Source organism: Frigoribacterium sp. 2-23 (assembly GCF_049601585.1).
Classification (GTDB): domain Bacteria; phylum Actinomycetota; class Actinomycetes; order Actinomycetales; family Microbacteriaceae; genus Frigoribacterium.
In genome coordinates this window covers 1,189,031-1,211,594 of sequence record NZ_CP187126.1, presented here as the reverse complement: position 1 = coordinate 1,211,594, position 22,564 = coordinate 1,189,031, and the positions used below count along the sequence as shown (strand labels likewise).

Annotated in this window: 21 protein-coding genes; 2 read left to right on the top strand and 19 right to left on the bottom strand. The window is 69.1% G+C overall.

Features of this window, described 5'->3' with window-relative positions; translation table 11 throughout:
• Positions 1 to 64: 64 nt before the first annotated feature.
• From ACPEEZ_RS05770 to thyX, 13 genes are all read right to left on the bottom strand, one after another.
• Positions 65 to 796, bottom strand: a complete 732-nt coding sequence (locus ACPEEZ_RS05770; protein WP_423923699.1) for a regulatory protein RecX — start codon at positions 794 to 796, stop codon at positions 65 to 67.
• Positions 793 to 1,854 (bottom strand): recombinase RecA, encoded by a 1,062-nt coding sequence (gene recA, locus ACPEEZ_RS05765; protein WP_423923697.1) that lies wholly within the window; start codon positions 1,852 to 1,854, stop codon positions 793 to 795. Before recA ends, ACPEEZ_RS05770 begins: the two co-directional genes overlap by 4 nt.
• Before the next feature lie 287 nt (positions 1,855 to 2,141).
• The gene (locus ACPEEZ_RS05760) at positions 2,142 to 2,366 is read right to left on the bottom strand and encodes a DUF3046 domain-containing protein (protein WP_423923695.1); all 225 of its coding nucleotides are present in this window, start codon (positions 2,364 to 2,366) and stop codon (positions 2,142 to 2,144) included.
• Between the two features lie 109 nt (positions 2,367 to 2,475).
• Entirely contained in the window at positions 2,476 to 2,784 is a 309-nt protein-coding gene (locus ACPEEZ_RS05755) for a helix-turn-helix domain-containing protein (RefSeq protein WP_423923693.1), read from the bottom strand.
• Positions 2,785 to 2,929: 145 nt separating this feature from the next.
• Positions 2,930 to 3,421: a CinA family protein gene (locus ACPEEZ_RS05750; RefSeq protein WP_423923691.1), complete on the bottom strand. Its 492-nt coding sequence runs from the start codon at positions 3,419 to 3,421 to the stop codon at positions 2,930 to 2,932.
• A complete protein-coding gene (gene pgsA, locus ACPEEZ_RS05745) occupies positions 3,418 to 4,059 on the bottom strand; it encodes a CDP-diacylglycerol--glycerol-3-phosphate 3-phosphatidyltransferase (RefSeq protein WP_423923689.1) in 642 nt (213 codons plus the stop codon). The genes ACPEEZ_RS05750 and pgsA overlap by 4 nt, the downstream gene beginning before the upstream one ends.
• 3 nt (positions 4,060 to 4,062) lie before the next feature.
• The gene (locus tag ACPEEZ_RS05740; RefSeq protein WP_423923687.1) at positions 4,063 to 6,882 is read right to left on the bottom strand and encodes a DNA translocase FtsK 4TM domain-containing protein; all 2,820 of its coding nucleotides are present in this window, start codon (positions 6,880 to 6,882) and stop codon (positions 4,063 to 4,065) included.
• Positions 6,883 to 6,958: 76 nt separating this feature from the next.
• Positions 6,959 to 8,182: an ABC transporter permease gene (locus ACPEEZ_RS05735; RefSeq protein ID WP_423923685.1), complete on the bottom strand. Its 1,224-nt coding sequence runs from the start codon at positions 8,180 to 8,182 to the stop codon at positions 6,959 to 6,961.
• Positions 8,179 to 8,886 (bottom strand): ABC transporter ATP-binding protein, encoded by a 708-nt coding sequence (locus tag ACPEEZ_RS05730; protein ID WP_423923683.1) that lies wholly within the window; start codon positions 8,884 to 8,886, stop codon positions 8,179 to 8,181. Before ACPEEZ_RS05730 ends, ACPEEZ_RS05735 begins: the two co-directional genes overlap by 4 nt.
• Complete coding sequence (locus tag ACPEEZ_RS05725) at positions 8,886 to 9,908, bottom strand: HlyD family efflux transporter periplasmic adaptor subunit (protein WP_423923681.1); 1,023 nt, start codon at positions 9,906 to 9,908, stop codon at positions 8,886 to 8,888. The genes ACPEEZ_RS05730 and ACPEEZ_RS05725 overlap by 1 nt, the downstream gene beginning before the upstream one ends.
• Positions 9,909 to 10,026: 118 nt before the next feature.
• Positions 10,027 to 11,703, bottom strand: a complete 1,677-nt coding sequence (locus tag ACPEEZ_RS05720) for a ribonuclease J (RefSeq protein WP_423923679.1) — start codon at positions 11,701 to 11,703, stop codon at positions 10,027 to 10,029.
• A 75-nt stretch (positions 11,704 to 11,778) separates the two neighbouring features.
• On the bottom strand, positions 11,779 to 12,756 hold the full coding sequence (gene dapA / locus ACPEEZ_RS05715) for a 4-hydroxy-tetrahydrodipicolinate synthase (RefSeq protein ID WP_423923677.1): 978 nt from the start codon (positions 12,754 to 12,756) through the stop codon (positions 11,779 to 11,781).
• A gap of 53 nt (positions 12,757 to 12,809) precedes the next feature.
• The gene (gene thyX / locus ACPEEZ_RS05710; protein WP_423924186.1) at positions 12,810 to 13,538 is read right to left on the bottom strand and encodes an FAD-dependent thymidylate synthase; all 729 of its coding nucleotides are present in this window, start codon (positions 13,536 to 13,538) and stop codon (positions 12,810 to 12,812) included.
• A 165-nt stretch (positions 13,539 to 13,703) separates the two neighbouring features.
• Here thyX and ACPEEZ_RS05705 point away from each other — a divergent pair, with 165 nt between their 5' ends.
• The gene (locus ACPEEZ_RS05705; RefSeq protein WP_423923675.1) at positions 13,704 to 14,609 is read left to right on the top strand and encodes a TIGR01777 family oxidoreductase; all 906 of its coding nucleotides are present in this window, start codon (positions 13,704 to 13,706) and stop codon (positions 14,607 to 14,609) included.
• A 25-nt stretch (positions 14,610 to 14,634) separates the two neighbouring features.
• Here ACPEEZ_RS05705 and ACPEEZ_RS05700 read toward each other — a convergent pair whose 3' ends face one another.
• From ACPEEZ_RS05700 to ACPEEZ_RS05685, 4 genes are read right to left on the bottom strand one after another with little or no spacing between them, the layout of a single operon-like run.
• Positions 14,635 to 15,087, bottom strand: coding sequence for a tetratricopeptide repeat protein (locus tag ACPEEZ_RS05700; protein ID WP_423923673.1), 453 nt, complete (start codon positions 15,085 to 15,087; stop codon positions 14,635 to 14,637).
• 13 nt (positions 15,088 to 15,100) lie between these two features.
• Positions 15,101 to 15,832 carry a 4-hydroxy-tetrahydrodipicolinate reductase gene (gene dapB, locus ACPEEZ_RS05695; protein WP_423923671.1) on the bottom strand — a complete coding sequence of 244 codons (732 nt, stop codon included), beginning with the start codon at positions 15,830 to 15,832 and terminating at the stop codon, positions 15,101 to 15,103.
• A gap of 48 nt (positions 15,833 to 15,880) precedes the next feature.
• Positions 15,881 to 16,483, bottom strand: a complete 603-nt coding sequence (locus ACPEEZ_RS05690; RefSeq protein WP_423924185.1) for a histidine phosphatase family protein — start codon at positions 16,481 to 16,483, stop codon at positions 15,881 to 15,883.
• A 14-nt stretch (positions 16,484 to 16,497) separates the two neighbouring features.
• On the bottom strand, positions 16,498 to 17,865 hold the full coding sequence (locus ACPEEZ_RS05685; protein WP_423924184.1) for a M16 family metallopeptidase: 1,368 nt from the start codon (positions 17,863 to 17,865) through the stop codon (positions 16,498 to 16,500).
• Between the two features lie 226 nt (positions 17,866 to 18,091).
• On the opposite strand from ACPEEZ_RS05685, the gene ACPEEZ_RS05680 reads away from it, so the two are divergent.
• A complete protein-coding gene (locus ACPEEZ_RS05680; RefSeq protein ID WP_423923669.1) occupies positions 18,092 to 18,727 on the top strand; it encodes a TetR/AcrR family transcriptional regulator in 636 nt (211 codons plus the stop codon).
• Between the two features lie 90 nt (positions 18,728 to 18,817).
• Here the strand turns inward: ACPEEZ_RS05680 and ACPEEZ_RS05675 are convergent, their stop codons facing one another.
• Together ACPEEZ_RS05675 and ACPEEZ_RS05670 are read right to left on the bottom strand one after the other, a co-directional pair.
• Entirely contained in the window at positions 18,818 to 19,882 is a 1,065-nt protein-coding gene (locus ACPEEZ_RS05675) for an aldo/keto reductase (protein WP_423923667.1), read from the bottom strand.
• 231 nt (positions 19,883 to 20,113) lie between these two features.
• A complete protein-coding gene (locus tag ACPEEZ_RS05670; RefSeq protein ID WP_423923665.1) occupies positions 20,114 to 22,387 on the bottom strand; it encodes a polyribonucleotide nucleotidyltransferase in 2,274 nt (757 codons plus the stop codon).
• Positions 22,388 to 22,564: the final 177 nt, after the last annotated feature.

Here is a 22,564-nt window from a genome sequence, read left to right as displayed (position 1 = left end):
CAGTGTAGGACGAGGCACGCCTCGGGACGGCACCGAGGGCCCGCCCCACCGGGACGGACCACACCTACTCGAAGCGCACGCCGCCTCGCGACGAGCCCCCACGGGGCAGGGCCTTCTCGATGGCCCGTCGAACGACCTCGGAACGGTAACCCCGACGCATCAGGTACCCGTTGAGACGCCGCTCGGCCGTCTCACGATCGAGGCCACGGAGAGAAGAGGCGCGCTTCCTCGCCCACTCGTCGGCGCGAGCCTGCTCGTCGTCGTCGTCGATCTCGGCCATCGCGACCTCGATGGTGTCGGGATCGATGCCCCGAGAGCGCAACTCGGCCGACACGGCACCGCGCCCGAGCCCTTTGCGCTCTTGCTTGGCACGAACGAGATTCTCGGCGAGCTCGGCATCGTTGAGGAGACCGACCCGCTCCAGCCGCTCGACCTCGTCGAGGACGACCGATTCGTCGAGCTCTCGAGCACGAAGGAGCTTCGTCATCTCGGAGGATGACACCCCGCGTCGCGACAACGCATGGAGACTGATGTTCTCGGCCCGCTGCTTCTGCGAAGCGAGGTCTTCGGGTGGGCCGGCTGCCTCGTCGTCATCGGTCTCATCGCCGGCACCGGTCGCCGCCGACGTGTCGGCCCAGTGGGCCGACACGGCCGCCAGGGCCGCGGACCTGGCGTCGCTCTCTGCCACCGGCTCGACGATCGATGGGGTGGAGGAGGACTTCCCGCCCCGGTCACGCCCGAAGAGCGGGGTGACCGGGGCGAGGTCGGAGTCGCGTCGATCGTCGTCGGAGGTCATGCGCCCTTACGAGCCTGGATCTTCGCTTCGATCGACTCGACGGGCTTCTCGATCGGCACCGCGCCTCCGACACCGAGCTTCGCGAGGATCTTGTGCTCGATCTCGTCGGCGATGGCCTTGTTGTTGAGGAGGAAATTGCGCGAGTTCTCTTTGCCCTGGCCGAGCTGGTCGCCCTCGTAGGTGTACCAGGCACCCGACTTTCGGACGATGCCGTGTTCGACACCGAAGTCGATCAGGCTGCCCTCGCGAGAGATGCCGACACCGTAGAGGATGTCGAACTCGGCCTGCTTGAACGGCGGAGCCATCTTGTTCTTGACGACCTTGACCCGGGTGCGGTTGCCGACCGCGTCACTGCCGTCTTTGAGGGTCTCGATGCGGCGGATGTCGAGTCGTACGGACGCGTAGAACTTCAGGGCCTTACCACCGGCCGTGGTCTCGGGGCTGCCGAAGAAGACACCGATCTTCTCGCGCAGCTGGTTGATGAAGATCATCGTGGTGCCGGTCTGGTTGAGCCCACCGGTCAGCTTGCGGAGCGCCTGCGACATCAGACGCGCCTGGAGGCCCACGTGGGAGTCGCCCATCTCGCCCTCGATCTCGGCGCGGGGGACGAGAGCGGCGACGGAGTCGATGACGACCAGGTCGATCGACCCGGAGCGCACGAGCATGTCGGCGATCTCGAGTGCCTGCTCACCCGTGTCGGGCTGCGACACGAGCAGCGCGTCGATGTCGACGCCGAGCTTCTTCGCGTACTCGGGGTCGAGAGCGTGCTCGGCGTCGATGAAGGCCGCGATGCCGCCGCTGCGCTGCGCGTTCGCGATGGCGTGCAGGGTGAGCGTGGTCTTACCCGACGACTCGGGTCCGTAGATCTCGACGATGCGGCCCCGCGGGAGTCCACCGATGCCGAGCGCGACGTCGAGGGCGATCGAGCCCGTCGGGATGACGGCGACGGGAGCGCGGTCGTCGCTGCCCAGGCGCATGACGGCGCCCTTGCCGAACTGGCGGTCGATCTGGGCGAGGGCGGTCTCGAGGGCCTTCTCGCGGTCTGCTGGTGATGGCATGGTGTGCTCCTTCGTGGATGGTGTCCGTGCGCCTCTAGGCTGTCGCGCTGCTGTCGACCGGTGGAACAAGGTCGCCAGCTCTACGACAAGGCAGTCGCCGCCGGCGGACCGGAGGCTGTGGAACGTCGATACGGAAACGCTACGAGCAACCCCCGACATCGAGAACGAGCGAGGAGCCATTCGTGCACAACGTGGTCGACCGATCCACTGTGGAGGAGGCTAACACCGACACGAACACATGTTCGACCGGAGTGGGCGGCGTGTCGAACACGCCATCGAACGGATGCTCAGTCACGAGGTGCAGGAAGGCCCACACCATGACGTCGAGCGAGTGGGACGCCCTCGGCATCGCACAGCGCGGTCCAGACCTCCCGCGGCGGGGCCCCCTCCGCCAGCGCCTGTTCGGCCGTCCTGTCCCCGAACTCGGTCAGGACGAGATCGCGCAGGACGACCCGGCCGTAGCCCTCGCCGAAGACCGTGTCGACGGCTCGTCGGAATTCACTCTTTCGCATCTCGCTCCTCCCCGGGGGTCGCCGTCTCGCGGGCGACCGACCGCTCACGGTGGACACACGAATGCCCCGGACACACCGCCGGGGCATTCGGATCAGGTTGCTGCTCAGGTCAGCGGACCGCCAGGTCTTTGTCGAACTCCGCGACGAGATCGTCGGGCAGTGTGTCGGGGATCGGGTTGAGACCCTCGATGACGGCCATCCGGTCGCCGACCTCTCGCATGATCACCGAGATCGGTGTCTCGAGTGCGTCCGCGACGGACGCGAGAATCTCGGAGCTGGCCTCTTTCTGACCACGCTCGACCTCACTGAGGTATCCGAGTGCGACACTCGCCTTGCTCGCGACTTGACGGAGCGTGCGGCCCTTCTGCAAGCGGAAGTCGCGAAGGACGTCACCGATTTCTTGACGTACCAGAACCATAGGACCCTCCTCCGTGTGGAACGACCCACCTCGACGGGATATCTGGTGGGTGAGTAACACTAATGCCGAGCTGGATGACACTGTAACCAGCAGGGTCTGTATGACGCTTGTGAACCCGGCGGATGTAACGAGACCGAAACGCGGGTTATTCCCTCGTCGCGGCCAACCGGTCGAATAACGCTGACAGGAGTTCGGAGACGACGCCTCGTCGGATGGCTTCTCGGTCGCCTTCCAGCTGCAAGGGGACGACCGTCACGTCGTCACCGATCGCGACGGCGACGAAGACCGTGCCCGGCGCGTGGCCACCCTGCGGGTCGGGACCTGCCACACCGGTCGTCGAGAGCCCGACATCGGCGTCCCGCCCGTCGACGGCGAGCACATGCCGCACCCGTGACGCCATCTGCGCCGCGACCTCGGCGTCGACCGGACCCCGGCGCGCGAGCAGGTCGGCGTCCACGCCGAGCAGGGTCCGTTTGACCTCGGTCTGATAGGCGACGACGCCGCCGGCGACGACCGCGGATGCCCCGGCGACGGAGACGAGTTCGGCCACGACGAGCCCGCCCGTGAGGGACTCCGCCGTCGCGACCGTGAGACCGCGCGACGTCAGCTCGGCGACGATGTCATGCGCCGACGTCACGAGCGACCGTGACGGAGGGCGACGCGCATGTAGTCGGCCCCCGATACGAGCGTCGCGACGACGGCGGCCGTCATGACGACGCCGTTCACCCAGTGCATGCCCTCGCCGAAGACGTTCCAGAACGGGAACAGGGCCAGCGAGACCGCGACCGCCTGCAGCACGGTCTTGATCTTGCCGCCCCGGGACGCCGGTATCACCCGGTCTTTCAAGACGACGAATCGGTAGACGGTGATGCCGATCTCGCGGACGAGGATGAGCGCCGTCACCCACCACGGGAGCTCGCCCAGGATGGTCAGCGACACGAGCGCGCCGCCGATCAGCACCTTGTCGGCGATCGGATCGACGAGTTTGCCGAAGTCGGTGACCAGGTCGAGGCCCCGCGCCAGCATGCCGTCGAGACTGTCGGTGAGGATCGCGATGACGAAGAGCACCGCGGCGGCGATCCGCAGGGGGCCGTCGACCCCGTCATCGATCAGCAGCCAGGAGATGAACAGCGGCGCCATGAGGATGCGCACCACGGTGATGATGTTCGCGATGTTGCCCGTGCTCGCGGGGCCGGGCCCCTTGGTCGCCACCCGGCCACGGAAGGAGAACGATCGTGGCCTGGCGCCCGAGGCGTGAGAGGGGTCGTGCGTCATGGTCTAGTCCCTGCCGGTCAGTTGCCAGGCGTCTTCTGCGCCCTCGTCGTCGACCTCGTCGTAGCCGCGCGTCATGGCCTCGACCGGGTCGGAGGCCGCGGCGGACGGTGCCGCCGAAGGCGCCGCGGCCGTCGGCGACTCCAGGCCACGGATCTTGTTGAGCACCCCGGGGAGCTGCTCGTTCGTCACGAGCACGTCGCGCGCCTTGGAGCCCTCGGACGGGCCGACGATGTCACGCGACTCCATCAGGTCCATGAGACGCCCCGCCTTGGCGAAGCCGACACGGAGCTTGCGCTGCAGCATGGAGGTCGACCCGAACTGGGTACTGACCACGAGCTCGACCGCGGCGAGGAGCAGCTCGAGGTCGTCGCCGATGTCGCCGTCGATCTCTTTCTTCTCGACCACGGCCGCCACGTCGGGCCGGTAGTCGGGACGCGCCTGGCGGGTGACGTGCGCGACGACCTGGGCGATCTCGTTCTCCTGGACCCAGGCACCCTGCACACGCATGGCCTTGGACGCGCCCATCGGGAGGAACAGCCCGTCGCCCTGGCCGATGAGCTTGTCGGCCCCGGGCTGGTCAAGGATGACGCGCGAGTCGGTGACGCTCGAGACGGCGAAGGCGAACCGCGAGGGCACGTTCGCCTTGATCAGGCCGGTGACGACGTCGACCGAGGGTCGCTGCGTCGCCAGGACGAGGTGGATTCCGGAGGCGCGGGCCAGCTGGGTGATGCGCACGATGCTGTCCTCGACGTCGCGAGGAGCCACCATCATCAGGTCGGCGAGCTCGTCGACGACGACGAGCAGGTACGGGTAGGGCTTGAGCTTGCGCTCGCTGCCCGACGGAAGCACGATCTCGTCGTTGACGACGGCGCGGTTGAAGTCGTCGATGTGCCGGAACCCGAAGCTCGCCAGATCGTCGTACCGCATGTCCATCTCTTTGACGACCCACTGCAGCGCCTCGGCCGCCTTCTTGGGGTTCGTGATGATGGGCGTGATCAGGTGCGGCACACCGGCGTAGATCGACAGCTCGACCCGCTTCGGGTCGATCAGCACCATCCGGACGTCGCTCGGCTTCGCGCGCATCAGCAGCGACGTGATCATGGAGTTGACGAAGCTCGACTTGCCGGAGCCCGTGGCACCTGCCACGAGGAGGTGCGGCATCTTCGCGAGGTTCGCCACCACGTAGCCGCCCTCGACGTCTTTGCCGACGCCGATCGTCATGGGGTGCGTGCTCTTCGCGGCCGCCGTCGAGCGGAGCACGTCACCGAGGGACACGATCTCCCGGTCGGTGTTCGGAATCTCGACACCGATGGCGCTCTTGCCGGGGATCGGCGACAGGATGCGGACCTCGTTCGACGCGACCGCGTAGGAGAGGTTCTTGCTGAGCGCCGTGACGCGCTCGACCTTGACACCCGGGCCGAGCTCGATCTCGTACCGGGTGACGGTCGGCCCCCGGCTGAACCCGGTCACCCGGGCGTCGACCGTGAACTGGCGGAGGACCTCGGTGATGGCCCGGACGATCTCGTCGTTGGCCTCGCTCCGCGCCTTGGCCGGCGGCCCGACGCTGAGCGTCGACGCGGCAGGAAGCCGATAGGGGGCGCTCGGCGAGTCGTCCGCCTCGTCGAGCGACGGCGGCGGTACCTCGTCGTCGTCGACCGCCAGGAAGTCGGCGGCAGCGTCGCTCGGGCCGGCCACGAGCGGCGCGGCCGCAGCGGGCGGGGCACCCGGCGAGGCGATGGACGGCACGACCGACGTCTCGGCGTCGGGAGAGACAGGGGGGACGGGGACGCCCAGGTGCCGGACCGCGTCCTCGGCTCGGTCGAGATCGTCGAGGAGGCCGTCCGCGAAGACGTCCGTCGCCGAATGATCGTCGTCGATCGGTGTGGACGCGTCGTCGAAAGCGACCGCGGAGGGAGACCCTGTCCGCCCCTTCTTCTTACGACGCCCGATGACCTCGGTCGGCCCGTCGGCATCGGACGCCGCCGGCGTGATGACCGGCGAGTCGTAGGCGGGGTCTTCTTCGCGCTGCGTCGAGTTGCGGCGCCACCACGGGAGCGTGTCCGGAGCGTCGTCGGACTCCGCCGCCGACGTCGTGGACGCAGGCGCTCCCGAGGCGGTCTCGGTGGTGGCCCCGAACAGATAGGCGTAGAGCTCTCCCAGGCGACGACCGATGTGGTTCGGCGGGGTCTTCGTGACGATCAGGATCGAGAGGCCCAACAGGACGACGATGAGAGGGACGGCCACCCATTCGGTGGCGAGAGCGACCAACCAGGAGGCGACGACCCATCCGAGGATGCCGCCACCGGTCGCGAGCGCCGGGAGACCGTCGGCTGCCGCGGGCTGCCCGCCGAAGACGTGGCACAGCGCGCTGATCGAGACCAGCAGGAGCCCCAGGCCGATACCGATGCGGGTGTTGTCGTGCACCGACGCCGGATGCCGGAACAGCCAGGCGGCGAAGAGGATCATGATGACCGGCAGAGCGTAGGCGACCCGCCCGAAGAGCCCCCCGAACGTGTAGGCGTCGAACGCCTGCGCGACGGGGTTGAGCGGGTTCAACCACTCGACCACGGCGCCGGCGATCGCGAGCAGCACCAGGAAGAACGGTACGCCGTCGCGACGTTCGTCTTTGTCCAGCGTCTCGGCGCCGAGCACGCGGAAGGCGGCCCCGGTCATGTGGGCGAGGCCCATCCACGCGCGGGAGAACACGCCGGGCCCTTCGTCGACGGGCTTCGGCTGCCGGGACACGGGCAGCTTCTTGGTGGGCTTCGTGGACGCACGCGAGGACGTGCGCGTGCGCGCGGTCGACTTCGTGGGCGTGGCCATGCGCTCAAAGGTACCGCCCGCCACCGACGGTCGTCGGAGGCGGGCGGTGTGTCCACGGCCGCTCGGGCCGTGCGGCTCAGTACCTGATCGCGTCGATCACCTTCACGCGCACGGCGACGAGAGCCGGCAGGAGTCCGGCGATCGCGCCGATCACCGTCGCCGCCGCGAGCCCCAGGAGCGCCGCCTCCACCGGGAAGGGCGGGACGTCGGCCAGGCCGCCCGCGGCGATGCGGTCCTGCACCAGGGGGTTCTCGACCACGAACACCGCCACCATCACGCCGACCGCACCGGCCACCACCGTGCCGACGACGCTCTCGAGCATCACGGAGAAGAAAACCCGGGGTGCGGTCGCCCCGAACGACCGACGGACTCCGATCTCGCGGATGCGCTGGCGCACGGTGACGAGCGCGATGTTGACGAGGCCGAGACCGCCCAGGACGAGGACGAGCACCCCGACGCCCGCGATGATGAGCTTGATGGGCCCGAGCGGGTCGCTGTCGCCGAACGCCTCGTAGTCCTGGCGGTTCGAGTCGACCTGCACACCGTCACCGAGCGAGGCCCGCATGTCGGCCTGCACCTTCGAGCTGACCTCCTCCCCCGACTCGGTCGGCAGCCACATCTCGTATTGCGGCGTGTCGGTGCCGGGCCCGCTGAGCCCCGACTGCAGGCGCCAGTCGTTCGGCAGCATGTACATCGAGGGATATGTGTCGTAGTCGCCGGTCCGGACGATGCCCGTGACGACGGCCGTGACCGTCTGTTCACCGCGGAGGGTGACCGTCGGGTGGCTCGAGAGGTCGGGCGAGCCGAGCAACGCCATGAACGCCTCGTTCACGATGAGCGCGGGCGCGAGCCGCTGCGCGTCGGCGTCGGTGAACCACGAGCCCTCACTCATCGCGACGCGGTGCATCTCGCCATAGGGCACGTCCACGATCTGCGTGCCGACATCGGTCGTGCCACCGGGGAACTGGACCGAGCGGTTCGTGTACGTGACCCCGCCGGCGTACGAGATCGAATAGCGGGCGACCGAGTCTCGGAACGCAGCGTCGACGGCGGCGGGATCGGGCTGCTCGGCCCCCGTCGAGTACACGCTCAAGAAGTACGTCGCGGGACGTCCGCTCGCGCGCTCCGAGCTCTCGCGGGTGGCCTGCTCGGCGATCGATCCGAGCCCCACCACACCGGTCAGGGCCGCGACGGCCACGGCCACGCCGACCAGGCTGAGCAGGACCCGCAGTTTGTTGACCCGTAACTCTGCCCACGCCTCGACGAAGGCGCCGACCACGTCGGCGACGAACCGCTTCATGCCGTCACCGGCAGATCACGCGAGATGGACGCGGACAGCACACCGGAATCGAGCGTGTAGTGGCGCGCGGCCAGAGCCGCGACGGCCAGATCGTGCGTGATCGTGACGAGTGCCGCCCCGTCGGCCGACGTGACGTCGTCGAGCAGACGCATGACCGTCGCACCGGTCTCGATGTCGAGCGCTCCGGTCGGCTCGTCGGCGAGGATGACGCGAGGTCGACGGACGAGCGCCCGGGCGATGGCCACCCGCTGCTGCTCTCCGCCGGACAGCCGGTGCGGCATCGAGTCGATGCGGTGCCCGAGACCGACCTTCTCCAACATCTCGGTGGCGATCGACCGACGGCGCCAGAACGCGGAACCCGACGCGTACAGCAACGGGGTCATGACGTTCTCGAGGGCGGTGCGCCCCTGCAGCAGGTTGAACTGCTGGAAGATGAAGCCGACCTCGGCACCGCGCAGCCGATCGCGTCGACCGGCTCGGAGACGACCGACATCGGTCTCGTCGAACCACTGGCCGCCGGTGGTCGCCGAGTCGATCAACCCCAGGATGTTGAGCAGGGTCGACTTGCCCGAGCCGGAGCGCCCGACGATGCTGACGTGCTCCCCCGCGTCGACCGTGAGGTCGACGCCCCGGAGGATCTCGAGCGTCTGGTCGTCGCCCAGCGACACCGACTTCGTGACGCCCTCGAGTCTGATCAAGGACATCAGCAGAACACCTCGCCGTTCGGCCCCGTGCAACCGTCGGCCGAGGCCGCCGGGGCGCCGGGGACGAACTCGAGCACCGCATCGCCTTCGGCGAGCCCGGAGACGACCTCGACGGTCGTGCCGTCGTTGATGCCGAGATCGATGTCGCGCTTCTCCTGGCTGCCGTCCGCGGCCACGACCGTGACGACGCCCTTGCCCGCGGCTCCCTCCACGGCCGTGAGCGGCACGGCGAGGACGTCGGTGGCGACGCCGGCGGGGATGGTCAGCTTGGCGGCCAGCCCCGAGAAGACGGTGACGTCACCGGGCACGGCGCAGGTCGCGCTCTGCGTCGCGGCCGAGCCGGAGTCGGACGGTGCCGATGCACCGTCGGACGCCGCGCCTCCGGAGCCGGAGGAGGCGACCCCGCCGACGGCGAGACCGGTGCACGCGAAGGGAGCCGGGCCTCCGGTGATCGCGACGGTGCCCTCGGTGGGCCGGCTGACGAGACGGTACAACTGGTCGGCGGCCAGTGGAGCCGTGACGTGGAACGTCGGAGGCGCGACCTTGGCGACCGGGTCGCCCACGGCCGTCAGTTGGTCTTTGATGACGCTGAGCTCGACCACGGTGCCGGCGACGGGCGCCGTCACGACCGCGGTCTTGATCAGGGGCTTGCGCTCGGTGACCGTCCCGTCGGCGGCGACAAGCGGGTCTTGTGGCGTCTCGGAACGGAGCACGGCGAGGCGGTCCCCCGCCGCGACGGCCTGCCCCTTCGAGACGACGACGTCGGTGACCGTGCCGGCCAGGGTCGCCGGCGCCGCAGACGGGGCATCGGCCTCGACGGTGGCGTCGACCACGACGTCGTTCGTGATGGTCGCCTTCGCCACGACGAACTGCGGTTCGACGATGTCGCCGGTCGGGACGGCCGCTCCGTCGTCGCCGCCTGCGGGTGTGGCGAAGAACGCGATCTTCACGAGCGCCGCGGCGATCACCACGAAGATCAGGATGCGGAGGATCGGGAAGACCCAGGTTTTTGCGATGCGCACAGCGCCCCCTCGTTCGGCGTATCAGATATCTGTGAACACCCTAGGGTTCGCCGGCCACCGACGACCTCAGCCCCCGGGATGAACTCCCAGGGGCTGAAGGATGACGCGGTGGCGCGGATCAGGCGCTGATGACCACCGGCACGATCATCGGTCGACGACGGTGCTGCGTGTTCACCCAACGGCCGACCGTGCGTCGGACGACCTGGCTGAATGCGTGGGTGTCGCGAGTGCCGTTCTCGGCGGCCTCGGTCAGCGCCGCGATGATCTTCGGCTTGACCGTGTCGAAGACCTTCTCGTCCTCGGCGAAGCCGCGCGACTGGATCTCGGGGCCGACGACGACGCGACCCGTGACCGGGTCGACGGCGACGAAGACGGAGATGAATCCCTCTTCGCTCAGGATGCGGCGGTCTTTCAGGTCGGCATCCGTGATCTCGCCGACCGTCGAGCCGTCGACGTAGACGTAGCCGACGTCGAGCTGGCCGACGACCTCGGCGACGCCGTCCTTCAGGTCGACGACGATGCCGTCCTCGCCGAGGATGGTGTTCTCGGCCGGGATACCGGTGCGCTGCGCCAGGGCTGCGTTCGCGAACAGGTGGCGGTGCTCGCCGTGGACGGGCATCACGTTGCGGGGACGGAGGATGTTGTAGCAGTAGAGGAGCTCGCCGGCGGCGGCGTGGCCGGAGACGTGCACCTTCGCGTTGCCCTTGTGGACGACGTTCGCACCGAGCTTGGTGAGGCCGTCGATCACGCGGTAGACCGCGTTCTCGTTGCCGGGGATCAGACTCGACGCGAGGATGACCGTGTCACCCGCACCGATCTCGATCTGGTGTTCGAGGTTCGCCATGCGTGCGAGGACGGCCATCGGCTCGCCCTGCGAACCCGTGCTCATGTAGACGATGCGCTCGTCGGGCAGGTCCTTCGCCTTCTTCGCATCGATGAGGACGCCCTCGGGCACCTTGAGGTAGCCGAGGTCGGCCGCGATGCCCATGTTGCGCACCATCGACCGCCCCATGAACGCGACCCTGCGGCCGTTCGCGTGAGCGGCGTCGAGGACCTGCTGCACCCGGTGCACGTGGCTCGAGAAGCTCGCGACGACGACACGGCGGGGCGCACGACGGATGACGTCGTCCAGCACCGGGCCGATGTCGCGCTCGAGTGCCGTGAAGCCGGGCACGTCGGCGTTGGTCGAATCGGGCAGGAAGAGGTCGACGCCCTCTTCGCCGAGCCGTGCGAAGGCACGCAGGTCGGTGATGCGGTCGTCGAGCGGCAGCTGGTCCATCTTGAAGTCGCCGGTGTGCAGCACGGTGCCCGCCGACGTGCGGATGGCGACCGCGAGGGCATCGGGGATCGAGTGGTTGACCGCGATGAACTCGAGGTCGAACGGCCCGAGCGACTCGTGACCGCCCTCTTTCACGGCCAGCGTGTAGGGCGAGATGCGGTGCTCTTTGAGCTTCGCCTCGATGAGCGCCAGCGTCAGCTGCGAACCCACGAGCGGGATGTCCTGGCGCAGCTTGAGCAGATAGGGCACGGCGCCGATGTGGTCTTCGTGACCGTGCGTCAGGACGACCGCGAGGATGTCGTCGAGGCGGTCTCGGATCGGTGTGAAGTCGGGAAGGATCAGGTCGACACCGGGCTGGTGCTCTTCGGGGAAGAGCACGCCGCAGTCGACCACGAGCAGCTTGCCGTCGATCTCGTAGACGGTCATGTTGCGGCCGATCTCGCCGAGGCCGCCGATCGGGATGACGCGCAGGGTGCCGGGCTGGAGCTCGCGCGGAGGATGGATTGTCGTGGGCATCTGTTCCTTGAATGTCAGGTGGGGCTCGTGCCCCGGGTCGTGGTTCGTGGGCCGATCGAGGATCGGCGCGAGGTGTCAGCGGGTGGTGCCGTGCACCTTGGGCAGCGCACCGCCGGCCGCCGCGTTGCGATCGGGCCGGAAGCGGCTGAGGTCGACGCCGGGGATGGCGCCGACGTGGGCGAGCTCGTCCTCGATGAGGGCGGCCTCGGCGTCTTCGGGGCCCACCAGGGGCAGGCGGACACGGGGGCTCGAGATGCGGCCGAGTCCGTGCAGGATGTACTTCGCCGCGACCGTGCCGGGCACGTGGGTCATGACGGCGCGCACGAGGGGCTCGAGCATCTGGTGCGCGGCCGTGGCCGAGGCCAGGTCGCCGGCGTTCACCGCGTCGACGATGGTGCGATAAGGCGCGGACGCGATGTTGGCCGTGACGCCGATCAGGCCGGAGGCGCCGATGGCGAGGTGCGGCAGCACGTTGGCGTCGTCGCCCGAGAAATAGAGCAGGTCGGTCTGGTTCAGCACCCGGCTGACCTCGGCGAAGTCGCCCTTGGCGTCCTTCACGGCGACGATGTTCGGGTGCTTCGCCGCACGGAGCAGGGTCTCGTACTTGATCGGGATGCCCGTGCGCCCGGGGATGTCGTAGAGGATGACCGGGAGGTCGGTCGCATCGGCGATCATCCTGAAATGGGTGAGCACACCGGCCTGCGTGGGCTTGTTGTAGTACGGCGTGACGATCATGACGCCGTCGGCGCCGGCCTTCTCGCTCGCCTTGTAGAGCTGGATCGCGTGCGCGGTCTCGTTCGAGCCTCCGCCGGTGATGATCTTGGCTCGACCCGCGGCGACCGACTTGCCCACCTCGACCAGGCGGAGCTTCTCGGGGTCGGTGAGCGTGCTCGTCTCGCCGGTCGTGCCCGTCACGACGATGCCGTCGGCGCCGGCCGTGATGCAGTCGTCGATGTGCTTCTCGACGGCGGGCCAATCGACTTCACCGTCGGCCGTGAACGGCGTGACCAGTGCGACGAGGACCTGTCCGAAGGGGTTGGTGATGTTCGACACGCCCTCAGCGTACCGGTCGTGCCCGGACGGAGACTCTCATCGCCGCCGGGTCGTCACGGTGCGACGCGGCCGTTCTTGTCGAACGCCGCCGCCGTCGCCGGCATCAACTCGCGCCAGATGTCTTCCATCTTCTCGGCGCACATCTCGATCTCACGCTGCGGGAAGGAGGGGAAGGTCGTGCCCTCGCGCGTCGTGCGCAGGCTGATGAAGTTCATCAGCGAGCGGGCGTTCACCGTCACGTACATCGACGAGTAGATGTTCAGCGGCAGCACGATGCGGGCGACCTCGCGGGCGACCCCGGCGTCGAGCATGCGCTGGTACGAGGCGAAGGCCTCGGTCGACACGGCGCGCGTCTGTTCGTCGACGAGCCGGTGCTGCTCGTCGCTGCCCTCGTGGAACTCGTAGGCGCCGGGCTTGCCGACCTGCACGAGGTTGCGCTGCGGGCCGGGGACGTAGAACGTCGGCTTGAGCTCGCGGTAACGACCGCTCTCTTCGTTGTAGCTGGCCATGCGGTGACGCATGAACTCCCGGAAGACGAAGATCGGCGCCTGCACGTAGAACGTCATGGAGTTGTGCTCGAACGGCGAGCCGTGGCGGTCGCGCATGAGGTAGTTGATGAGTCCGCGGTCGCGTTTGGCCTGGACCTCGGCGTCGAGGTCGTCGTTCTGCGCGGTCTCGAGCGTCTGCTCGCCCTGGGTCGACACCCGCGCCGCGAAGAGGACGTCGGAGTCGTGAGCGCTCGACCGGACGAGCTCGACGGTCACGTCCGAACGGAAGCGGATCTCGTCGGTGCCGGCCGGTTCGGACGAGGCCGAGGAGGCGGTGGTCGGGGAGGCGGCGGAGGTGTCGGTCACGGCCTCGACTCTACCTCGACGGCGCACCCGGACACCTCGCGGGCGGCACGCCTAGGGTCGGTGACAGGACACCGACGGAAGCAGGACTCCCCCATGACCGACCAGACCCAGACCGTTCTCGTCACCGGCGCCTCCGGACTGATCGGGACCGAGCTCACGCGCCAGTTGACGGCGGCCGGTCACACGGTGCTGTCGTTGGTCCGTCGGGCCCCGCGCTCGGAGAGCGAGTTCACCTGGTCCCCGTCGGCCGGCATCGTCGACTACCACCTGCTCGATCGCGTCGACGCCGTCGTCAACCTGTCCGGTGCCTCCCTCGGCCGCCTGCCGTGGACGGTGGGCTACAAGCGCGAGATCCTCGCGTCCCGCGTCGAGTCCACGACGACGCTGACCCGCGGTTTCGCGAAGGCGGAGAACCCGCCGGCGACGCTGCTCAACGGCTCGGCCGTCGGCATCTACGGCGACCGGCCGGGCGAACGTCTGACGGAGGACAGCCCGCGGGGGCAGGGATTTCTCAGCGACGTCGTGGACGCATGGGAGGGTGCCGCGCACAGCGCGCCCGACGGCACCCGTGTCGTCACGCTCCGCACCGGTGTCGTCGTGGGCCCCGGCGGCGCCCTCAAGCCGCTCCTTCCCCTGACACGCCTCGGACTCGGCTCGCGCCTCGGTACCGGGGACCAGTTCTGGCCGTGGATCTCGTTGCACGACGAGGCCGCCGCCATCGTCCACCTGCTGACGTCACGTCTCGAGGGGCCGGTCAACCTGGTCGGCCCGACCCCCGCCTCCAGCACGGCCCTCACGAGCCGGTTGGCCGCCGACCTCGACCGCCCCTACGCGCTGACCGTGCCCGAGTTCGTCATCGGCGGAGCGCTGCGCGAGGCGGGCCACGAGATGCTGCTGTCGGATCAGCAGGTCGTCCCGGCGCGCCTGCTCGCCGACGGGTTCGTCTTCACGCACCGCACGGTCGACGACGCGGTCGACGCGCTCGTCGCGACGCTCTGACGACCCGCACTCGCGTGTCCGTGCGTCAGGAGGCCGTCGCGCTCTCGCGACGGAGCCGGATCGACCAGCGCAACGCCTGTCGGGCCCGGCGACGGTCGCCGCAGGCGTCGTAGGCGAGACCGAGCCTGAACCAGGCGCGCCAGTCGTCCGGCGCCTGCTCGACCGCCGACTTGTAGGCGGGGAACGCCGCGTCGGCCGCATCGCGCTCGTACCGGCCGGAGGCGCGGCGCGGGACGTCGTCCACCGGCAGTTCGCCCTCGGCCTCGAGCTGGCGGACCATGGCCTGTGTGCGGAGCCCGAAGCGCACTTCGGCGACGAGTGCGAAGACACCGATCGCGGGGAGCACGAACAGGGCGATGCCGAGCACGACGGCGACCGGCTCGCCGGAGACGACGAAGAGCACGGCCTTCTGCACGACGAGCGCGATGTAGACCACGAGCAGGACCGACATCACGACGGCCGCGATGCGCCCCCTCATTCGATCGGCCGCATCAGTCGAGATCGAGGACGTGGTCGAGACCGACGACGACACCCGTGACGGACGTGACCGCGGTCAGCGCCACGGTGATGCCCTGGGCGTAGGCCTGCTGCGAGATCGTGTCATGGGTGAGCGTGAGCGTCTCACCGGCACCGCCGAACACCACCTGCTGTTTCGCCACCACCCCGGCCATGCGCATGCTGTGCACCGGCACGCTCGCCACCTGCTGGCCCCGTGCCCGTTGGTCGGCGTACGGCGCTGCGACCGGGCCGAGGTCGCGACGTGCCTCGGCGACCAGCTCGGCGGTGCGGACGGCCGTGCCCGACGGCGAGTCGACCTTGCCCTGGTGATGGGACTCGATGATCTCGACCGACTCGTAGAAGCGGGCGGCCATCGTGGCGAATCGCGTGGCGAGGACCGAACCGAGCGAGAAGTTCGGCACGACCAGCACGCCAGGCCCGCCGACCTCGGCGACGATGGTCGACAGACGCGCGACGCGCTCGGCGCTCCACCCCGACGTGCCGACGAGGACGGGCAAACCCGCTCTGACGGCGTGCTCGACGATGCCCGGGCTCACCGCGGGGTGCGTGACGTCGACGACGACGTCGGCACCGTCGAGGCCGTCGAGGCCGTCGCGGGACGAGAGCCCGGCGTGCAGCTCGAAGTCGGACGACGCCTCGACGAGGTCGACGATGAACGAGCCGAGGGTGCCGGTGGCTCCGACCACGGCGATGCGGGAAGTCATAGGCACAAACCTACCCGGCCCTCGCCGGGCGACCGCCGGTCGGCCGGCTCAGATGGGCTGCTCGACCGGCAGACCGGTACGGAGCTCGACCGGGAGATGCCCGAGGTCGTTGTGCGTCACGAGCTCCGGCGGCTTCGCCGAGCGGACCCGGATGATCGTGAGACCGGCGTTCGCCTGGTTGACACCCATCCACCGCCAGGCCGGAGCGCCGAAGACCTCACGGACGAACCAGCCGATGACGAAGTTGTGCGTGATCAACAGATCGTGTCGGTCGTCGCGTGCCGGCGTGAGCCACTCGGCGACGGCGTCGGACATCTGTGCCTGACCGGCCTCGATCTCGTCCTCCGTCACCCCGCCGAAGAACGGCTTGAACGCGGCGGGCATGTCGGGCGTCGGGCCGGACGGGACGCAGTCGAACAGAAGCGTCGAGGCCTGCGAGGTCAACGCCGGCATGCGCTCGGTCATGATCGTGGCCGTCTCGGCGGCCCGCTCGAGCGGCGAGTGCCACGCGGCGTCGAAGGGCACGCCGCCCAGGCGTTCGGCCAAGAGCCGGACCTGGCGCTTGCCGCGTTCGGACAACGGCCCGTCGGGCAGACCGTGTTCGGCGTCCTGTTGTTCGCCGTGTCGTACGAGGTAGAGGTAGTGGGACACCGTTGTCTCCTGATTCATGCCACCGCGTCCGGCGTCGTCGCCGTCGCCGTCGCTGGGAACGAGAACTGGTCGTCGTCGACATCGCCGACCACGACCGTGGAGAGCGCACCTGCTCGGAGGTCGCCCGCCATCGCGCGCACGTCCGCCGACGTGACCCGGTCGATGCGGGCGAGGGACTCGTCGAGGTCGACGAACTCCCCCACCGTGATCTCGGCGCGGCCCAGTCGGTTCATCCGGGTGTCGCTGTCTTCCAATGCCAGGGCCGCGGCCCCGCCGAGCTGACCCGACGCACGTCGCAACTCGTCGTCGCTGACCCCGTCCCGGGCGAGCTTGTCGACCTCGTCGAGCATGAGCCCGGCCACGAGCGACGCCTTCTCGGGGGTGCACCCCGCGTAGAGCCCGAACAGCCCGGCGTCCGAGTAGCTCGGCGCGAACGAGTAGACCGAGTAGGCCAGCCCTCGACGCTCGCGGATCTCCTGGAAGAGCCGCGAGGACATGCCCCCACCGAGGACGGCGTTCAACACCGTCAGCGCGGGACGTCTCGGGTCGCCGACGGCCAACGCGGGCATGCCGAGCAGGACCGTGGTCTGCTCGAGGGGCCGGCGGATGACCGAGACGGGGTCGGTGGAGACGAGCGCGGGCGCCTGGGAGTCTCGCCGGGCCACGGGCGTCGCCGTCGAACCCGCCCACCCGGCCCGATCGAGCGCGGCCCCGATGCGCTCCAGGAGTCGATCGTGGTCGACGGCCCCTGCCACGGTCACGACCAAGTCCCTCGGTCGGTAGTTCTCGCGGTAGTGCGCGTAGACGTCGTCGCGATCGGCCCCACGGATGCTCTCGGGCGAGCCGCCGATGGGACGCCCCAAAGGATGGTCGCCGAAGACGGACTCGAACAACCTCTCACCCGCCACGTCGGCCGGGTCGTCGTCGGCCATCGCCAACTCTTCGAGGATGACGCCGCGTTCGGTCTCGAACTCGTCCCGACTGAGCGTCGACGACGTGACCATGTCGGTGAGCACGTCCACCGCGTCGTCGAGGTCGATGTCCCGGACCTTCGCGTAGTAGCAGGTGTACTCCTTGGCGGTGGCGGCGTTGTGCTCGCCGCCGACCGACTCGAACGCCACGGCGATGTCGAGTGCAGACCTCGTCGCGGTGCCTTTGAAGAGCAGGTGCTCGAGGAAGTGCGTCGAGCCGCGCTCGTCGTCCGACTCGTCCCGTGACCCCACCGCGACCCAGATCCCGATGCTGGCGCTTCGAGCCCCGGGCATGCGTTCGGTCAGGACACGGACGCCGGACGGCAGCACGGTGCGTCGGACGAGGGCGTCGCCGGTGGCGCGGAACGACAGATCGACCGCGTCGAGAGGGAGGAGGACAGGGCCGTTCATCGTGGTCGAGCCTACGGGATGGGCCTCGACGATGACACCCGAAGTGGGGTACGCTGGAGTGGACATTCAGACAAGTCTGTCTGTCCTCATTCATGTTAGTGTGCTCTCACCGACGCGGTGATTCCCCCTCACCGTCGCCGGCGGCTGGTCGGACTTCATCGCACGTCCGGAGCACGCGTTCCCCCGACGCGGCTTCAAGCCGACGATGATCCCAAGGAGCCACGCTGTGACGGTCGATTCCCCCCTGACGACCGTCCAGCGTCTCCTGGGGTCGTCCCCCGTCGGCGGATCACCCGTCGCCCCGCGCCTCCCCGGCGCCAAGGCGCGCATCCTCGAGACGGCCGATCGCCTGTTCTACCACGAGGGCATCCGCGTCGTCGGCGTCGACCGGCTCATCGCCGAGGCGTCGGTCACGAAGGCCACGTTCTACAAGCACTACGGCGCGAAGGACTCCCTCGTCGTCGCCTACGTCATCGGTCGGCACGACGCCGACGTCGCCGACTTCGAGCGCCTGACGGGCGGGTCGGTCGATGCCCGAGCCTCCGTCCTCGCCCTGGCGGACGGCCTCTCGATCCGCCTGCAGCGGCCCGACTACCGGGGCTCCGCGTACGCCAACGCGGCCGCCGAGTTCAGCGATCCCACGCACCCCGTCCGCCAGGCGATCGCCGACCACCGGGACTGGCTCACCGCCTCCCTCGTCGACCTGCTGAAGCGCGCCGGGCACCCGATGCCGGGTGACGCGGCCGACGACCTCGTCACCGTCGTCGACGGAGCGGCGGTCGGCGCCTACACCGGCGACGCCATCGCGGCCACGGCCTCGCTCCGCCGGTCGATCGAGCGCGTCCTCGAGCACTCGGCGTAACCCGGTCTCATCGGCACCGGCATCGGCGCCGACACTCAGGCCGCGACCGACACCCGCAGGAGCGCACGGCGCCGGCCGAGGCCCCGTGGGTCAGGCCGACAGGCGGTCGAGTTCGAGGACCTGGAGGCGCGTCAACTGCACGCGCGCCGCCTGCGCAAGCTCGAACACCTGCTTCGCATTGGTGGCGCTGGCGACCGGCGCGACGACGTTCGGCTTCGTGAGCAGCCAGGCGAGCGCCACCGCGCCCGTCGACACCTCGTGCACCGAGGCGATGCGATCGAGCTCGTTGAGCACGCGCAGGCCCTTCTTGTTCAGGTGACGAGAGACGTCGTGACCTCGCTGCGAGCCGGAGAGGTCCGCACGTGTGCGGTACTTTCCCGTCAGGAACCCGCCGGCCAGCGCGAACCGCGGCATCACCGCGAGTCGCTGCTCCGCCGCCACGCGGGCAAGACCCGTCTCGTATTCGGCACGGTGAACGAGGCTGTACTGGTTCTGGAGCGCCACCATCGGTGCCACACCGAGCATGCCGGCCGCGATCCGCGCCTCGTAGAGACGATTGCCGGAGTGGTGCGATCCGCCGAACCAGCGCACCTTCCCCGCCCGGATCAGATGGTCGACCGCGAGAAGGGTCCGTTCGAACGCGACGTCGCTGTCATCGATGTGCAGGTAGAGCAGGTCGATGTGGTCGACCCCGAGGCGATCGAGGGAGGCTTCGACGGAGCGCTGGATCGCACGGGGGCTGAGGCCCGGGTTGTCGGCACTCTTGCCGACCTTCGTCGCGACGACCATGTCGTCACGCGACCGACGCGACCGGAGCCACGCACCGATCATGACCTCGCTGCGCCCCCCGGCGTAGGAGTCCGCGGTGTCGATGAAGTTCCCGCCCATGTCGTAGTACGTGTCGAGCACGGACATGGTCTGCGTCTGGTCGGCCGTCCAACCGAAGACGTTGCCGCCGAGGGCCAGGGGGAAGACCCGGAGATCGGACACGCCGAGACGACGACGGGGTTGGATGATGCCGAGATCGACGGGTGCGGTCGGGATGGAAGGCACGCGCGTGCGCCGCTCGGGCAGAACAGAGGGGACGGCCTCGAGGACGGGCTGCCCGGCGGTCTGGCTCGCCCTCCGGGCGGTCCGCACCGTCTTGTCGGTCACGACGTCCCTCCCCCCGGGTGCACGCCCGGCCCTGGCGTAGGACCGGATCGGCCACCGTACGCGTCTCCCTTCGAGAGTACGTGGTCGCCGCGCGGAAGGCCGGGAGGCGGTGCGAATTGTTACCGCCGCGCCGCCCCACCTTCGGGGCGCGTGCCGATCGGGGGCACCTGGACGCCGAAGAGCCCGCCCCGATCGGATCGGGGCGGGCTCTTCGGGACGATGCTGCGGGGACTACGCCTCGACGGACGCGTCCTCGGACTTGCTGGTCGCGGCGCTGCCGTCGGTGTCGGCCTCGTCGGCCACGACGGGAGCGAGCGACAGCTTGCCACGGTCGTCGATCTTCGTGATCTCGACGAGGATCTTCTGACCCACGCCGAGCACGTCCTCGACGTTCTCCACGCGCTTGCCACCGGCGAGCTTGCGGACCTCGCTGATGTGCAGCAGACCGTCCTTGCCGGGGAGGAGCGAGACGAACGCACCGAACGACGCGATCTTGACGACCGTTCCGAGGAACTGCTCGCCGACCTCGGGGTTCGTCGGGTTCGCGATGGCGTTGACCTGGGCACGGGCGGCCTCGGCCGAGGGGCCGTCGACGGCGCCGATGTAGACGGTGCCGTCCTCCTCGATGGAGATGTCGGCGCCGGTCTCGTCCTGGATGGCGTTGATCGTCTTGCCCTTCGGGCCGATCAGCTCGCCGATCTTGTCCTGCGGGATCTGCACGGAGATCACGCGGGGAGCGGTCGGTGCCATCTCGTCGGGTGCGTCGATGGCGCTGTTCAGCACGGACAGGATCGCGGTACGCGCCTCCTTCGCCTGCTTGAGAGCGGCGTCGAGGACGGCGGTCGGCAGACCGTCGAGCTTCGTGTCGAGCTGGATGGCCGTGACGAAGTCGGACGTGCCGGCGACCTTGAAGTCCATGTCCCCGAGCGCGTCCTCCGCGCCGAGGATGTCGGTCAGGGCGGCGTAGCGCGTCTGGCCGTCGACCTCGTCGGACACGAGGCCCATGGCGATGCCGGCGACGGGGGCGCGCAGCGGCACACCCGCGTTCAGCAGCGACAGGGTCGAGGCGCAGACGGAGCCCATCGACGTCGACCCGTTGGAGCCGAGAGCCTCGGACACCTGGCGGATGGCGTAGGGGAACTCGTCGCGGCTGGGCAGCACGGGCACGAGCGCGCGCTCGGCCAGGAAGCCGTGCCCGATCTCGCGACGCTTCGGCGAACCGACGCGACCGGTCTCACCCGTCGAGTAGGGCGGGAAGTTGTAGTGGTGCAGGTAACGCTTCTTCGTGACCGGGCTCAGCGAGTCGATCTGCTGCTCCATCTTGAGCATGTTCAGCGTGGTGACACCCAGGATCTGGGTCTCGCCGCGCTGGAAGATGGCGGAGCCGTGCACGCGCGGGATGACCTGCACCTCGGCGTCGAGCGGGCGGATGTCGGCGAGGCCGCGACCGTCCATGCGGATCTGCTCGGTGAGGATGCGGTCGCGGACGACCTTCTTCGTCGCCGTCTTGTACGCGGCGCTGATCTGACCGATGGCCGACTCGGGCAGTTCGCCCGCCTCGACCTTGGCGGCGATCGCGTCCTTGACGCGGGCCTTGAGGGCGTCGTCGGCGTCCTGGCGCTCGATCTTGCCGGCGATCTTGTAGACCTCGGCGAGCTCGGTGCCCGCAGCGGCGCTGACGGCCTGGAGGACCTCGTCACTGTAGGGCGGGAAGACGGGGTAGTCGGCGATCTCCTTGAACGCCTGGGCGGCCATGGCCGCCTGGGCGTCGACGAGCTGCTTGAGGAACGGCTTCGCCGCCTCGAGACCCTGGGCGACGACGGCCTCGTCGGGCTTCGTCGCACCGCCCTGGATGAGACCCCAGGCGTGCTCGGTGGCCTCGGCCTCGACCATCATGATCGCCACGTCCTCGTTGCCGGCGGCATCGGTGACGACGCGACCCGCGACGGTGAGGTCGAACACGGCCTCTTCGAGCTGCGACGCCTTGGGGAAGGCGACCCACTGGTCGCCGATCAGGGCGAGACGGACACCGGCGATGGGGCCGGAGAACGGCAGACCGGAGATCTGGGTGGAGGCGCTGGCCGCGTTGATCGCGAGAGCGTCGTAGAACTCGTCGGGAGCGATGCTGAGCACCGTGATGACGACCTGGACCTCGTTGCGGAGCCCCTCGACGAACGACGGGCGGAGCGGCCGGTCGATGAGACGGCAGACGAGGATCGCCTCGGTGGAGGGACGGCCCTCACGACGGAAGAACGAGCCGGGGATCTTGCCCGCGGCGTACGAACGCTCTTCGACGTCGATGGTCAGCGGGAAGAAGTCGAAGTTGTCCTTCGGCTTCTTGCTCGCGCTGGTGGCCGACAGAAGCATGGTGTCTTCGTCGAGGTAGGCAGCGACGGCTCCCTGAGCCTGCTGGGCGAGACGACCGGTCTCGAATCGGATGGTGCGCTTGCCGAACTTGCCGTTGTCGAGAACGGCCTCGCCGAACTTGATCTCTGGACCCTCCATATGGGGGTTCTCTCCTCTTTGTTTTGAATCGACGGCCCCGTGTGGGCATCGATGTCGTACCGGGAGCAGGGGAGGTGTCGAAGGCACGCATACCCGGGATCGATCTCGGGCACGGTGCACCTGCGCACTCGCTCGGGGCGGTCGCACGTCTGGTCAACAGTAGAAACAATCGGATCT